This window comes from Lysinibacillus halotolerans, from assembly GCF_003711845.1.
Lineage (GTDB): Bacteria > Bacillota > Bacilli > Bacillales_A > Planococcaceae > Ureibacillus > Ureibacillus halotolerans.
Map to the genome: position 1 here is coordinate 58,736 of NZ_RHLQ01000013.1, position 15,276 is coordinate 74,011.

Consider the following 15,276-nt stretch of genomic DNA (forward strand, 5'->3'; position numbering starts at 1 on the left):
ATGACATATGAAAAATCGATTCAAGCATTTTCTGAAAGTGTTCATTTAATGCCTGGTGGGGTAAATAGCCCTGTACGTGCATTTAAATCAGTTAACACAGATCCAATTTTTATGGAATCTGGAAAAGGTGCCATTATTAAAGATATCGATGGCAATGAATACATTGACTATGTATTAAGTTGGGGCCCCCTTATTTTAGGTCATTCCCATCCAGAAGTTGTGAAAGCTATTCAAGAGCAAGCTGCAAAAGGCTCTTCTTTTGGTGCTCCAACTTTATTGGAAAATGAATTAGCTCAAATTGTTATTGATCGAGTTCCATCTGTTGAAATGGTACGTTTTGTTTCATCTGGTACGGAAGCGACAATGGCAGCATTACGTTTAGCCCGTGGATATACGGGTAGAGATATTATTTTAAAATTCGAAGGATCTTACCACGGTCACGGTGATTCTTTATTAATTAAAGCTGGATCAGGCGTCGCTACTCTAGGTTTACCTGATAGCCCTGGTGTTCCTGCGGATATCGCTAAAAATACATTAACAGTTGCTTATAATGATTTAGAAGCAGTACAAGCAGTATTTGAAAAATTTGGTGAACAAATTGCGGCTGTAATTGTGGAGCCAGTTGCAGGAAATATGGGAGTTGTTCCTCCGAAACCAGGTTTCTTAGAAGGGTTACGAAAAGTAACAGAAGAAAATGGATCCCTTCTTATTTTTGATGAAGTAATGACTGGTTTCCGTGTCGATTATCATTGTGCTCAAGGTTATTTTGGTGTGAACCCGGATTTAACATGCCTTGGTAAAGTTGTTGGCGGTGGTCTTCCAGTTGGTGCCTTTGCAGGGAAACGGGAAATTATGGAGCAAATTGCACCAGCAGGTCCAGTTTATCAAGCCGGAACATTATCCGGTAACCCATTAGCTATGACAGCTGGTATTGAGACGTTATCTCGTTTAACACCAGAATCCTATGAATATTTCAAAAAATTAGGTGACCAATTAGAGGCGGGTATTCGTGAAGCAGCAACGAAATACAATATTCCACATACTGTTAATCGCGCTGGTTCAATGATTGGTTTATTCTTAACAAATGAAGAGGTAGTGGACTTTGCTTCAGCTAAAACTTCAGACTTAAAATTATTTGCTGAGTATTATAAATTAATGGCGGAGGAAGGGATTTATTTACCACCTTCCCAATTTGAAGGATTGTTTATTTCAACTGCTCATACAGAAGAGCATATTGAAAAAACCGTAGAAGCATTCCATAAAGTGTTTGCCAAATTAGCCCGATAATGGAAAAGAGTGTCTATCTCAAAGGAGATAGGCACTCTTTTTTTATTAAAATAAAAAATAAGAATAAGTATGAAATGCCTTTTACTTACGGAAGTTTTATAGACATTTCTTAGCATACTTATTTTCTTGAAGCATATGGTAGATACGGGAGGGATACCATATGCAAAATATTAATTGGGATATGATGACGCAATTTGTATTTCCAGAACAGTTAGGTGTTGTGGAAGAAGTACTATCTGTTGATATAAAACCAATTTGGCAACAAATTGAGACGGATGACTCCATTCGTTTAGTCGGTATTTATCATATAGCAGCTACGGCACGTTTTAATCCAAATGAATTGCCGGAGTATAGCGATGGTACTTATATCGAAGAATTGGAATTTGAAGGGAATAACGGTTATTTTGAATATGCACTACCTTTAGAAATTGATTTGCCTCGTGATAAAGTTGCGAGTGAAAGTCAGCCTCAAATTTGTATAAATGATGTATCGTACTTTGTATATAATGGTTCAAATTGTACATTTAAATGGGATGTTGATTGTCAATTTGAAGAATCTGTCGAAGGTGCTTTATTCCATTACGAAGTGGAAAATTCGTCATCGGAACAACCTCCAGTAACTGAAGAAATTCAATTTAATTATGAAGCCGTTTTCCCTGAACAACCTACGATACCAGAAAAAACAGCGAATCTTGAACCATTGAACGAAGCAATCACATTTACTGAACAGTTAAACGAAGATGAAACACAACAAGAAGAATCACAGGTGACAGAAGAAATTCGTTTTGGACATGATGCTATTTTTCCAGAGGAGCCAACTGTTCAAGAACCATCAACTGCTCAAATGCAACCAGAGGTGGAGAATACAACTAATACCTCTGGACAAACTCCGACTGAAGAGCTGGAACTAGTTGTAGAAAATGAGAACGTATTATTCGATTCTTATGAAAGTAGTAGAAAATCATTGGATCATATTACGTTTTCTAGTGGTAACCTTGTAGATAATAGTGAAGAAACATCTGAGTCTGTAAATAAAGATAAAGTAGTGGAATCGACTCAATATTTCCCTACGGATACGGATGATTTTTATCAAGAATTAACGGAGTCGTATACGATTCTAAATTTCTCAAATAAAATCATTCGCAAATAACCAACATAATAAAACTAATATGAGTAATAAAATAAAATCGCCAGTTGTTGGTACTATTAATGTTCGGATAGCTTGGAAAACCGCAATGGGAATGGCAATTTGTTTACAAAAAAATCGAGTTTTCCTAAGCCATGGTGGCAACAAATAGGGATTGTAGTTACTTCGTTTTTTCATATTTTCACTTCCTTTCATCAAATTTATTGTCACTTGAAAACTGTTAATGGTATATTATACAATAAGAACAGTTATACTTTGTTTAACCGTTGTCTTATACTATATAGTTATGATGAATTGTTAAATTGGTTTCATCAAATTGCATCGGTTGACAAAAGTGAAGTGAATAATGATGGATGCGATGAACAGGAAGAGTAAAATGTGCTTGCTTGCTTAAGAGAGGAAACGGTAGCTGAAAAGTTTCTGCTTGCAACCATTTGAACGTAGCCTTGGAGCAGCTTTTGTGAAATGATAGTAGCAAAATGCCGGGTAAACCCCGTTACCACAATGAGTGTCGAGATATTAGTGTTATTTCGTTTGAATTGATAACCTTATCTCGGAATTAAAGGTGGTACCGCGAAAAATAGAATCAAAACTCCTTCGTCCTTTTGATAGGGCGATAGGAGTTTTTTTATTTTATTCGCTTTTAAAAAATATCATAAGGAGGAGTCAATATGACAGAACAACCAAACTTAACAATGCCAACGAAGTATGATCCCCAAAGTATAGAAGCGGGTCGTTATGAGTGGTGGTTAAAAGGGAAATTTTTTGAAGCACAGCCTGAAAGCGGAAAGCAGCCCTATTCCATTGTAATTCCACCTCCGAATGTAACAGGTAAATTACATTTAGGGCATGCATGGGATACGACATTACAAGATATTTTAATCCGTATGAAACGTATGCAAGGATACGACGCATTATGGTTACCTGGTATGGACCATGCTGGTATTGCAACACAAGCAAAAGTTGAAGAGAAACTTCGCGAACAAGGGATTTCCCGTTACGATTTAGGCCGTCAAAAGTTCCTTGAGAAAACGTGGGAATGGAAAGAAGAATATGCTGGCCATATTCGTGAGCAATGGGCAAAAATCGGCCTTGCTCTTGACTATACAAAAGAACGTTTTACATTGGATGAAGGTTTATCGGATGCCGTTAAAGAAGTATTCGTTTCATTGTATGAAAAAGGCTTAATTTATCGTGGTGAACGGATTATTAACTGGGATCCAGCAGCAAAAACAGCTTTATCTGACATTGAAGTAATTTATAAAGATGTTGAAGGTGCGTTTTACCATATGAATTATCCATTGGCAGATGGTTCAGGTGTGTTGGAAGTAGCAACAACTCGTCCGGAAACGATGCTTGGTGATTCTGGGGTAGCCGTTCATCCAAATGACGAACGCTATAAACATTTAGTTGGTAAAACCGTTATCCTGCCAATCGTTGGTCGTGAGATTCCAATCGTAGCAGATGATTACGTAGATATGGAATTCGGTACAGGGGTTGTAAAAATGACACCTGCCCATGATCCAAATGACTTTGAAGTTGGTAACCGCCATAACTTAGAACGTATTCTCGTGATGAACGAAGATGGTACGATGAATGAAAATGCTGGAAAGTATCAAGGGATGGATCGTTTCGAATGCCGTAAACAAATTGTAGAAGATTTAAAGGCAGCAGGAGTACTTATTAAAGTCGAGCCTCATACCCACTCTGTAGGTCACTCAGAACGTTCAGGTGCTGTTGTGGAACCATATTTATCAAAACAATGGTTTGTAAAAATGCAACCGTTAGCAGAGGCTGCTCTTAACTTACAAGGGAATGAAGAAAGTAAAGTAAACTTTGTTCCTTCCCGATTTGAAAATACGTATTCCCGTTGGATGGAAAATATCCGTGACTGGTGTATTTCACGTCAACTGTGGTGGGGTCACCAAATCCCAGCTTGGTATCATAACGAAACAGGAGAAGTTTATGTAGGGAAAGAGGCTCCGAAAGATGCAGAAAATTGGACGCAAGATGAAGACGTATTAGATACTTGGTTCTCTTCTGCTCTATGGCCATTCTCTACTATGGGCTGGCCTGATGAAAATAATGAACTTTATAAACGTTACTACCCAACAAGTACATTAGTAACGGGATATGATATTATTTTCTTCTGGGTTTCTCGAATGATTTTCCAAGGGAAAGAATTTACAGGGGAACGTCCATTTAAAGATGTATTAATTCATGGGTTAGTTCGTGATGGTGAAGGACGTAAAATGAGTAAATCCCTCGGCAATGGTGTAGATCCAATGGAAGTAATCGACCAATATGGTGCCGACTCCTTACGTTATTTCTTAGCAACTGGATCATCTCCAGGTCAAGATTTACGTTATACAACAGAAAAAGTAGAATCGATTTGGAACTTTGCCAATAAAATTTGGAACGCTTCCCGTTTCGCTTTAATGAACATGGATGGGATGAAATATGAGGAAATCGATTTAACAGGTCATTTAAATGTTGCGGATAAATGGATTTTAACTCGTTTAAATGAAACGATTGAGCGGGTAACAAATTTAGCAGATCGTTATGAATTCGGTGAAGTAGGCCGTGAATTGTATAACTTCATTTGGGACGATTTCTGTTCATGGTATATTGAAATGGCGAAACTACCTCTTTATGGAGAAGATGAAGCAGCGAAGAAAACAACACGTTCTGTTCTTGCTTACGTACTTGATCAAACAATGCGATTATTACATCCGTTTATGCCTTTCATTACAGAAGAAATTTGGCAACACCTTCCACATGAAGGCGAGTCAATTACAGTTGCTGCATGGCCAACAGTTAAAGAACAGTTTAACTTTACTCAAGATGCGGAAAGTATGAAGCTATTAACAGATATTATTCGCTCTGTTCGTAACATTCGAGCTGAAGTAAATACGCCAATGAGTAAAAAAGTTCCATTATTTATTTCTGCTAAGGATGGGGAAACAGCGAAAGTGTTAGAAGACAATACTGCTTATATCGAAAAGTTCTGTAATCCAGAAACTTTATCTATTGGAGTAGCATTAGAAGCACCTGCCCAATCCATGACGGCAGTAGTATCAGGCGCTGAAATTTATTTACCACTTGCAGGATTAATTAACTTAGATGAAGAAATTGCTCGTTTAGAAAAAGAATTAGAAAAATGGGCGAAAGAAGTGAAATTAGTTTCTGGTAAACTTTCAAACGAGAAATTTGTTTCAAAAGCTCCAGAAGCTTTAGTTGCAAAAGAACGAGAAAAACTGGCTGATTATCAAGAAAAATATGAAGCGGTTGAAAAACGTTTAGCAGAATTAAAAAATATGTAATATGATAAAAGATGTCCTAGTTTAACTAGGGCATTTTTTCTTTTACAATAACCTTAAGTTGGAGAATTGTTGTTTTTTTAATGAATGAATCGAGGAGAAGAAAATATGTTTCACTCTATAGAAGAATGTACGAATTTCATCTTTACATTAAAGGCAAGTACATATAAAGGACAACCGCTAGAAGCTGTTCGGAAAATTTTACAGCTGTTAGGAAATCCCGAGGAAAAGGTAAAGTTTATTCATTTTGCTGGATCGAACGGGAAAGGGTCCACTTTAAATGCAACCCGAGCTATTTTAACGGAACATGGATTGCGAGTTGGCGCTTTTATTTCACCCCATTTAGAAAGGGTGAATGAACGGATTACGATTAATCATACTCAAATTTCGGATGAAGCATTTTTACAATATGCCAATAAAGTCGCAAAAATTATCGAAACAAATTTGGATGGACAGTTTCCAAGTTTTTTTGAAATTATGACAGTCATTGCTTTAATGCATTTTGCGAATGAAAAGGTCGATGTCGCCTTAATGGAAACAGGAATTGGCGGACGAATCGATTCTACGAATGTCATCACACCAGAAGTTTCGGTCATTACAACGATTTCTTTAGAGCATACCGACATATTAGGGGATACGATTGAAAAAATCGCCTTTGAAAAGGCTGGAATTATTAAATTTGAAAAGCCTGTCGTTGTTGGTGTGAAACAAATGAACGCGCAAAAAGTGATTAGACAGCGGGGCGCGGAATGCAATGCACCAATGTATTTTTTAAATGAGTCAATTGTTACATCAAATGAAAAAATAGGGCTACTACAACAATTCGACTATCATTTTCAACAACACGTTTTTCCTTCCATTCCTTTAGCGATGCAAGGAAATCATCAAATTGATAATGCAGCATTAGCGATTACAGCTTCTTTACTCTTTGATCGTAATATTAAAGAATCTACTATTCGGCAAGCATTGCAAAATGCACGCTGGGAAGGAAGATTCGAACAGATAGGTGAGGGTGTCATTATTGACGGAGCCCACAATTCCGAAGGTACTACAGCTTTAATTGAAACATTAAAAAAAGTGTATCCAAACAAACAATACAAATTCATCTATGCCGCATTACAAGATAAAGATCATGAGATGAGTATTCAAATGATGGATCAAGTGGCATCAGCGATGAATTTTACTGAAATTGATTTACCCCGTGCAGCGAAAGCTCGGGTCTTAGCAAGCAAGTCAAGCCATTCGAAGGTGAATGTCAATGAAAATTGGATGCAGTTAATCGAAGTTGAATTGGCTAATAGAAAAGAAAATGAACTTTTAATTATTACAGGATCATTATACTTCATAGCAGAAGTTCGAAAATTTTTAGTAGAGAAGGAAGAGAACTGTCATGATTCCAAAGTTAGATGACTATAAACGGAAATGGAACGTAGAAAGTGACCTATCCATAAAACCGGGATTAGAAGCAATCAAAGCCGCTTTAACAGCACTTCATCATCCACAAGATCAGTTGCAAGTCGTTCATATAGCTGGGACTAATGGAAAAGGTTCCACTTTGACTTTTATTGAGCAAATTGCAAAAAATCATGGACTAACCGTCGGAAAGTTTATGTCCCCTTGTATTGTTGATGTTCATGATCAAATACAAATCAATGGGGAACCAATCACCAATAAGGAAATGGATAAAATTTTTCAACAGTTGAGTCTATCGGGTTTAAGTGGTAAGTTAACTGATTTTGAACTGTTAACTTGCATCGCCTTTCTTTATTTTGCGAAGAAAAAGGTAGATCTTGTTTTGCTTGAAGCTGGAATGGGGGGAAGAGAGGATAGTACAAATGTGGTAACGCCACTACTTTCCATCATACCAAGTATTGCATTAGACCATACGAAGTTTCTTGGACCAACCATTCAAAGCATTGCAAAGCATAAAGCGGGCATTATTAAACAAAGTAGACCAGTGGTTATAGGGCGATTATCGGAAGAAGCATTAATTGTTGTGAAAAATGAAGCCGAAAATAAATCAGCACCCGTTTTAGCTTTAGGGGAACATTTTGATGTGGCAACGGTTGGTGAAGAAGATGTTTATCGCAATAAGGAACAAGGATTGGAAATACCTCACCTTACACGTTTATTACCAGGAAAACATCAAGCAGATAATATGGCTTTAGCCATTACCGCTTTCATCAAAATTGCACAACATTTTCGAATCCCGTTGGAAATCGGAAAAATTCAACAAGGTGTAAAAAGTGCCCAATTGCCTGGAAGGTTTGAGGAAGTAATGCCGAATGTGTATTTTGATGGAGCCCATAATCCTGCCAGCGCAAATGCTTTAGTTCAAACGATTAGATCCCAATTTCCGAATGACCCTGTCCGTTTTGTGATTGGGATGCTAGCAGATAAAGATGTTGATTCTGTCCTTCAATTGTTAGAACAAGTAAGTGATGAATTTTATTTTGTTGACTTTCCAAATGAGCGGGCGATGAAAGCAGAAGATATATGTAAATTAAGTAATGCTTCTAAAAAAGTTATTTTAACGGATCCGGTTTCCTTCATACAAAATGCGACAAATGAGCCGATTAAAACCTTTGTGACGGGATCTCTATATTTATTAGGTATCATCAGAGAACTGTTAACCAGATGAAAGTGATAGGTATGAAACAGGCAAAAAATGAGAATGTTGGTTGTAAGTAATGTTGAATTATATCGAATTTCATTAGTTTTTGCGAAATATTTTTTAAGTGAGGCGTCAAAAGTCTCGCTTTTTTTCATTGTTGATTTGTTACGGTTACAATGAGGTGATGCGAATGAAATTTCCGAAGGTTATAGGAAAAAGAGAACTTATGCATGCAGCAATTATAGGATCAGTCGCTGGGCTAGCGGGAGTGATATTTTTTATCATCTTACTCAATTCGATGAATTCTTCGACTGACCAAGCCAATGGGGGAGATGGGGAAACCGTTCCAGTACAAGCTACGGAAGAATCGAAGGAAGAAACAGCAACAAAAGATGATAAATTATCTGTGGAATTCTTCGCAAACCAATACGGGGTGTTTAAGAGTAATGAGGCGGCTACGGAATTTATATCTCAACATGCCTCTTTAAATACAAGTGCTATTGTAGAAGTGGATGGTAATTATTATGTATGGTCTTCGATTACGCCTGTAAAAGAAGAACTGATTTTGTCAGAAAATCCAACCTCTTTTGCAAAGACATTTCGATTTTCAGGTGCTGCATGTAGTGAACCAACTTTGCAAAATTTACCAACATATTTAAAAAGTAACGACCCTTCAAAATTTTATTTTGAAGAGGGGAATGTTCCTGATAATGTTCCGCAGGATTGGCAATCAATCACTTCAGCGTTATCAAGCTTTTCGCAAGATTTAGGCAATGCTCGCCTGCATTTAATTGCCCATTATTTTAGTCAAAATGACTGTATGAAAATCGAATTTTAATGAATTTTTTTAGGGGAAAAATATGATTGATAAATGAAAGTTATTTTTCAAATTTCCAATCCTCAGCTATCATAAAGGTAGGAGGAATGGACATGAATTATAAAACAGATCACCAAATCGTTTTAGCATCAGCATCACCAAGGAGAAAAGAACTTTTTTCAACGTTAGGTATTCCCTTTGATGTTGTGACAAGCAATGTAGAAGAAACAACTGTGCAAGCTGATAATTTAAAAGATTACGTACGAGAAGTAGCATTATTAAAAGCGAGAGACGTGGCAAAAAGAGAAGTAGGGAAAACAATCATTGGTGCAGATACAATCGTTGTATTCGAAGATACATTGTTGCATAAACCAAAAACAGAGGAAGAAGCCATCTCCCACTTAACGAAATTATCAAATAATCATCACCAGGTAATGACAGCTGTAGTCATTATTTGTCCGGATGGTAACGAAGAGACACTTGTAGAAGTGACGAACGTGCACTTTAAAAATGTCCCTCTAGAATTAATAAAAGCTTACGTTCAAACGGGAGATCCTTTTGACAAAGCAGGGGGGTACGGTATTCAAACCGATGGTGTTTTATTTGTTGATCGTATTGAAGGAGATTATAACACCGTTGTAGGACTACCATTAGCAAGCCTATTTGAAAAATTAGTTGCTTTAAATATTATAAAGTTTTAAGGGAAGTGATAATTGAATGACGGTTGCCGTATTTCCAGAGCTAAAAATACGTGATGTGCATGTTGAGGATCGGCCGAGGGAAAGGTTAATTCGACAAGGAGCCCAAAGTTTATCTAACCAAGAATTAATCGCCATTCTTTTACGGACTGGTACGAAACAAGAATCGGTTTTAACGTTAGCTAATCGAGTATTAACTTATTTTGAAAAGCTTCATGAACTGAAGTACGCTACATTAGAGGAAATTGTAGCGATTAAAGGAATAGGTGAAGCTAAGGCTGTTCAACTGTTAGCAGCTATTGAACTTGGTAGAAGACTAGCCCAAAAACAAGTTGATTCTCGTTTTACGATTCGTTCCCCACAAGATGTAGCCACCTATTTAATGCCTGAAATGTCATCCCTTCAACAAGAACATTTCGTTACCTTATTTTTAAATGTAAAAAATCAAGTTTTGCATAAGCAAACGATTTTTATTGGTAGTTTAAATTCAAGCATCGTTCACCCTCGAGAAATTTTTCGAGAGGCAGTAAAACGGTCTGCTGCTTCTATTATTTGTGCCCATAATCACCCATCAGGCAATGCAACGCCGAGCCCAGAGGATATTGAAGTAACAAAACGGCTTCAAGAAGCGGGATATATTATTGGCATCGAATTAATAGACCATGTTATTATTGGAGACCATCAATTTATTAGTTTAAAGGAAAAAGGATATATGTAATCTTCCTATAATTTGAATTATAAGGGTCGAATGTCCGTTTGAACGGATTTCGACTTTTATTTTGGGCAAAATAAGTTGAAATGAAATGATGTAACATTTCATTTACAATAAGTTAACAAAAGCATGTTAAAAAGAATGGTTTATATTAAAAATAATTCTTTCATATTTCATTTTTAAATTAACGAACCTATTTTGATTTTTTTCGTCATTTGTATGGAGCGCTTGTTACAAGAATGTAAAAACTTACATAATTATTTTATTTGTTTCATTGAGAGAATCGAAATAAAATGAAAAATGTCGATAATAATTGAATGAAGTTTGACAAATATGATAGAACAGTACAAGTAGCACTATAATTTTTCGAGCTTTTCCGCTATAATAATTCTTAGTTTATAAGCAACGATTATAGAATTGCTTACAGAGAAAGGGAGTACAAAATTGTTTGGATTAGGAAATAAAGATGTCGGGATCGATCTTGGCACAGCGAATACATTAGTTTTTATTAAAGGAAAAGGAATCGTTTTACGCGAACCTTCAGTAGTAGCAAAAAATACAAAAACAGGTGACATTGTAGCAGTAGGTAATGATGCGAAAAATATGATTGGTCGTACACCTGGTTCAATAGTAGCAATTCGCCCTATGAAAGACGGTGTTATTGCAGATTTTGATATTACAACAGCAATGATTGAATATTATTTAAAACAGGCATTGAAAAATTCTGGTTCAAACTGGAAAAAACCAAATGTCATGATCTGTGTTCCTTATGGAATTACATCTGTTGAACAACGTGCGGTCATTGATGCATCTAGACAAGCTGGTGCGAAAGAAGCCTTTACAATTGAAGAACCATTTGCAGCTGCTATCGGTGCAGATTTACCAGTTTGGGATCCTACAGGTTCGATGGTTGTTGATATTGGTGGAGGTACTACAGAAGTAGCGGTTATTTCTTTAGGTGGTATCGTAACTAGTGAATCTGTTCGTATCGGTGGCGATGCAATGGATCAATCAATCATTAGTTACATTCGTAAAACATATAACTTAACGATCGGTGAACGCACTGCGGAAAAAATTAAAATTGAAATTGGCACAGCTCGTGTCGATGATAGTAATGAAAAAATGGAAATCCGTGGACGTGATTTATTAACAGGATTACCGAAAACAATCGAGATTACATCTGAAGAAATTTCAGATTCATTAAAAGAAGCTATCTCTACTATTATTGATGGCGTCAAAAAAACTTTAGAACAAACACCTCCTGAGCTTTCTGCAGACGTAATGGAAAGAGGAATTGTGTTAACTGGTGGTGGAGCACTTCTTCGTAATTTAGATAAAGTGATTAGTGATGAAACGAATATGCCTGTATTCATTGCAGAAAACCCGTTGGATTGTGTAGCGATTGGAACAGGAAAAGCTTTAGAACATATCGATTTAGTTCGTTCTCAACAGATGAAAGGGTAAGGAGGAATACCAATGCCACATTTTTTTTCAAACAAGAAATTAATATTGCTACTAGTTGGCATGATATTCCTTGTGGCATTGATTAGCTTCTCATTACGGGATCGACAAAACGCAAGCGTACCCGAACAATTTATTAAAGACACTGTTGGCTTTGCGCAATCTCTTGTTGCAAAGCCAACAAATTACATAACAGGGATTTTTAATGATATTAATTCTTTATTAAATACGTACGAAGAAAATAAGCGCTTAAAAATGCGTTTGGAAGATTTTGCTGTACTTCAGGCGGAAGTTAATACATTGCAATCTGAAAATGAATCGTTAAAAGAACTAGTAGGCAAAGAAGAGAGTTTAGCAGATTTTAATCCGCTAAATGCAACGGTTATTGCTCGAAATCCGGATCAATGGGAAGAGAAAATTATACTCAACAAAGGGTCGTCCCATGGTGTAGAATTAAATATGGCTGTAATGACAGCAAACGGATTGATTGGTAAAATTAGTTTAGTTACGCCGTTTACTTCAGAGGTAGAGTTACTTCATACGAATAATCCTAATTATCGTGTTTCTGCTATTGTTCAAGGAGAAAAATCAGATATTTTTGGTTTGATTGAAGGATATGACGTAGAGCGTAATGAATTAATATTAAAAAGAATTGATTCTAGCTTCAAAGTAAATGTTGGAGAACAAGTTGTCACTTCTGGATTAGGAGGAGTCTTCCCGAAAGGTATTCCAATTGGGGAAATTACGGAAGTAACAACGGATGATTATGGACTAACAAAACTTGCATATGTAAAACCGGCTGCAGACTTTTCTTTATTAGAGGATGTTGTCATTGCCCAAAGAACAGTTATTTCAGTAGACGGTTCTGATGGAGGAAATACAAATGCAGATTTAACGAACGGCACGACAAATGAAACTACTGACGAAGGTGAAGAGTAATGGTAAGATTTTTAATTCCCTTCGTTGCAGTCGTTTTATTTTTGCTTGAACCAGAATTTGCGTTATTCTCTCCTATTGATTGGGGAGGCGAAACAGTTTACTTTGTACCACGTTTTGTCATCCTTTACTTAATTTTCATTTCTATTTACTACAGTCGTAAAAGAGCTTGTATATATGGTTTAATTTTTGGGCTCTTGTATGATGTGTTTTACATTGATATTATTGGATTATATTCCTTTTTATACCCTGCAGTTTGCTTTATAGCTGGATCATCCGTGAAATTCATTCATCAACATTTAAGCGTTACGACGATTTTATCGTTAATTTTAGTTGCTCTTATGGAAGTTGTTTTATATTATTTCTTTTACTTCATTCAATTTACTACGATTCCAGTAGGTGAATTTTTAAGTAACCGCCTACTACCAACAATGATAGCTAATTTATTATTTTTAATAATGCTTGGTTGGGCATTTAAATATTTAATCAACGCGCGTGTGTTGCAGCGTGCCCAAGATAATTCTTAAATTGATTTGGCGTGAGGTGTCGCTTAATTATGAAAAAACAGCTTGTCCATATTAAAGGGACAAAAGAAGGGTTAGTACTTCGGCTAGACGATCAGTGCGCCTACGCAGAACTAGTAGAGGAACTGAAACGCAAAGTTTCAGAAGGCGGAATTGATGGAAAGGTAGATGTTCAACTTCATTTAGGAAAACGTTATCTTTCGACTGAACAACAAGAGGAACTTATTGCAATTGTACAAAGCCCTGGGAAAATGCACGTGTCGAAAGTGCATAGTGATGTCATAACTATCCAAGAAAAAATGGAGATAGAGCAAGCTAGTCAATGTGAAACATATATAGGAATCGTCCGTTCGGGACAAATCTTAAATGCGATTGGAGATATCGTTGTTATTGGTGATGTCAATCCAAACGGGAAAATAGAAGCTGGTGGCAGTATATATGTGTTGGGTAATTTAAGAGGAATTGCCCACGCTGGATTAAAGGGAAATAAAGAAGCGATTATCGTTGCTTCACATTTTGAACCTACGCACGTATTAATTGACGATCAAATTGAAATTATGTCAAATGAAAAGCCATTTGTTAAAGAAAATGCGGAACAAATTTTTGCATATATTAATCAAGAAGGCCACATTTCTTATGAACGAGTACAAGAAGTGAGAAATATACGACCATTATTAAGTACGGTTAAAGGAGGAAGCTAATGTGGGGGAAGCAATCGTTATAACTTCAGGTAAAGGCGGGGTAGGTAAAACAACAACAACTGCCAATCTGGGAACTGCATTGGCTCTTCAAGGGAAAAAAGTATGTTTAATTGATACAGATATCGGTTTACGTAACTTAGACTTAGTATTAGGTTTAGACAATCGAATTATTTATGACTTAGTCGATGTCGTAGAAGGTCGCTGTAAAATTCATCAAGCGTTAGTAAAGGACAAGCGTGTTGATGAAAAACTATTTTTATTACCTGCTGCTCAAACGACGGATAAAAATGCCGTTACACCGGAGCAAATGAAGAGTTTAGTCGATGAACTAAAACGTGAATATGATTATGTTTTAATTGATTGTCCTGCAGGTATTGAACAAGGTTACAAAAACGCTGTAGCAGGTGCTGATCGAGCGATTGTCGTAACAACACCAGAAATTTCGGCTGTTCGCGATGCGGATCGAATTATCGGTTTATTGGAACAGGAAAATATTGAACCACCTAAATTAATCATTAATCGTATTCGAAAAGATTTAATGAAAAATGGGGATACCCTTGATATTAATGAAATTACAACCTACCTATCTATTGATTTATTAGGTATTGTCATTGATAGTGAGGATGTTATTAGTTCTTCGAATCGTGGGGAACCAATTGTTATGGATCCAAACAATAAAGCTTCTCTAGGATATCGTAATATTGCGAGAAGAATATTAGGTGAATCGGTTCCATTAATGGCGCTGGAAGATCATTCAAAAGGCATGTTTAAAAAGTTGATTTCTATTTTTTCAAAATAGTCTAATAGAGAAAAAGGTTATTGATGTCCGAATCAATAACCTTTTATTTTTTATAAATAGACGTTTTTTAGAAGAGACGGTTCATTTCATTTCCTTTGTTAAATTATAGGTAATTCGTATCCTTTTGTGTACGTAAATTGGCTCTAAAATATTTGTTGGGGTACAGATAAAATTCAGAAAAAATAAACACGCAATCTCCTAATTTTGTTAGACTTTGTTTAGACCAATAAACAAAACAAAAGGGAGATGCGTGTAATTGA

The 15,276-nt window shown here is 36.3% G+C and carries 14 protein-coding genes and 1 other annotated feature; of the genes, 13 read left to right on the forward strand and 1 reads right to left on the reverse strand.

What is annotated here, in order from left to right:
• On the forward strand, nucleotides 1-1,287 hold the full coding sequence (gene hemL / locus EC501_RS07120; protein ID WP_122971606.1) for a glutamate-1-semialdehyde 2,1-aminomutase: 1,287 nt from the start codon (nucleotides 1-3) through the stop codon (nucleotides 1,285-1,287).
• 160 nt (nucleotides 1,288-1,447) lie between these two features.
• Nucleotides 1,448-2,437 (forward strand): hypothetical protein, encoded by a 990-nt coding sequence (locus EC501_RS07125; RefSeq protein ID WP_122971607.1) that lies wholly within the window; start codon nucleotides 1,448-1,450, stop codon nucleotides 2,435-2,437.
• Here EC501_RS07125 and EC501_RS07130 read toward each other — a convergent pair.
• Nucleotides 2,414-2,611: a hypothetical protein gene (locus EC501_RS07130; RefSeq protein ID WP_122971608.1), complete on the reverse strand. Its 198-nt coding sequence runs from the start codon at nucleotides 2,609-2,611 to the stop codon at nucleotides 2,414-2,416. The two genes, EC501_RS07125 and EC501_RS07130, sit on opposite strands and share 24 nt — an antisense overlap.
• A gap of 172 nt (nucleotides 2,612-2,783) precedes the next feature.
• Nucleotides 2,784-3,042, forward strand: a binding site (T-box leader).
• 63 nt (nucleotides 3,043-3,105) lie between these two features.
• Here EC501_RS07130 and EC501_RS07135 point away from each other — a divergent pair.
• The 11 genes from EC501_RS07135 to minD all read left to right on the forward strand — a co-directional run bounded on the left by EC501_RS07135 (nucleotide 3,106) and on the right by minD (nucleotide 15,016).
• The gene (locus EC501_RS07135) at nucleotides 3,106-5,757 is read left to right on the forward strand and encodes a valine--tRNA ligase (RefSeq protein WP_122971609.1); all 2,652 of its coding nucleotides are present in this window, start codon (nucleotides 3,106-3,108) and stop codon (nucleotides 5,755-5,757) included.
• Between the two features lie 105 nt (nucleotides 5,758-5,862).
• On the forward strand, nucleotides 5,863-7,164 hold the full coding sequence (locus tag EC501_RS07140) for a bifunctional folylpolyglutamate synthase/dihydrofolate synthase (RefSeq protein ID WP_122971610.1): 1,302 nt from the start codon (nucleotides 5,863-5,865) through the stop codon (nucleotides 7,162-7,164).
• A complete protein-coding gene (locus EC501_RS07145; protein ID WP_122971611.1) occupies nucleotides 7,145-8,395 on the forward strand; it encodes a bifunctional folylpolyglutamate synthase/dihydrofolate synthase in 1,251 nt (416 codons plus the stop codon). The genes EC501_RS07140 and EC501_RS07145 overlap by 20 nt, the downstream gene beginning before the upstream one ends.
• A 163-nt stretch (nucleotides 8,396-8,558) precedes the next feature.
• The gene (locus EC501_RS07150; protein ID WP_122971612.1) at nucleotides 8,559-9,206 is read left to right on the forward strand and encodes a hypothetical protein; all 648 of its coding nucleotides are present in this window, start codon (nucleotides 8,559-8,561) and stop codon (nucleotides 9,204-9,206) included.
• A 92-nt stretch (nucleotides 9,207-9,298) separates the two neighbouring features.
• The gene (locus EC501_RS07155; protein ID WP_122971613.1) at nucleotides 9,299-9,886 is read left to right on the forward strand and encodes a Maf family protein; all 588 of its coding nucleotides are present in this window, start codon (nucleotides 9,299-9,301) and stop codon (nucleotides 9,884-9,886) included.
• 16 nt (nucleotides 9,887-9,902) lie between these two features.
• Nucleotides 9,903-10,601, forward strand: coding sequence for a RadC family protein (gene radC / locus EC501_RS07160; RefSeq protein ID WP_122971614.1), 699 nt, complete (start codon nucleotides 9,903-9,905; stop codon nucleotides 10,599-10,601).
• 438 nt (nucleotides 10,602-11,039) lie between these two features.
• Nucleotides 11,040-12,059, forward strand: a complete 1,020-nt coding sequence (locus tag EC501_RS07165; protein ID WP_122971615.1) for a rod shape-determining protein — start codon at nucleotides 11,040-11,042, stop codon at nucleotides 12,057-12,059.
• 12 nt (nucleotides 12,060-12,071) lie between these two features.
• Entirely contained in the window at nucleotides 12,072-12,995 is a 924-nt protein-coding gene (gene mreC / locus EC501_RS07170) for a rod shape-determining protein MreC (RefSeq protein ID WP_122971616.1), read from the forward strand.
• Complete coding sequence (mreD, locus tag EC501_RS07175) at nucleotides 12,995-13,519, forward strand: rod shape-determining protein MreD (RefSeq protein ID WP_122971617.1); 525 nt, start codon at nucleotides 12,995-12,997, stop codon at nucleotides 13,517-13,519. The genes mreC and mreD overlap by 1 nt, the downstream gene beginning before the upstream one ends.
• A 29-nt stretch (nucleotides 13,520-13,548) precedes the next feature.
• A complete protein-coding gene (locus EC501_RS07180) occupies nucleotides 13,549-14,217 on the forward strand; it encodes a septum site-determining protein MinC (RefSeq protein WP_122971618.1) in 669 nt (222 codons plus the stop codon).
• Between the two features lies 1 nt (nucleotide 14,218).
• Nucleotides 14,219-15,016, forward strand: coding sequence for a septum site-determining protein MinD (gene minD / locus EC501_RS07185; RefSeq protein ID WP_122971619.1), 798 nt, complete (start codon nucleotides 14,219-14,221; stop codon nucleotides 15,014-15,016).
• The last annotated feature ends 260 nt before the right edge of the window (nucleotides 15,017-15,276 follow it).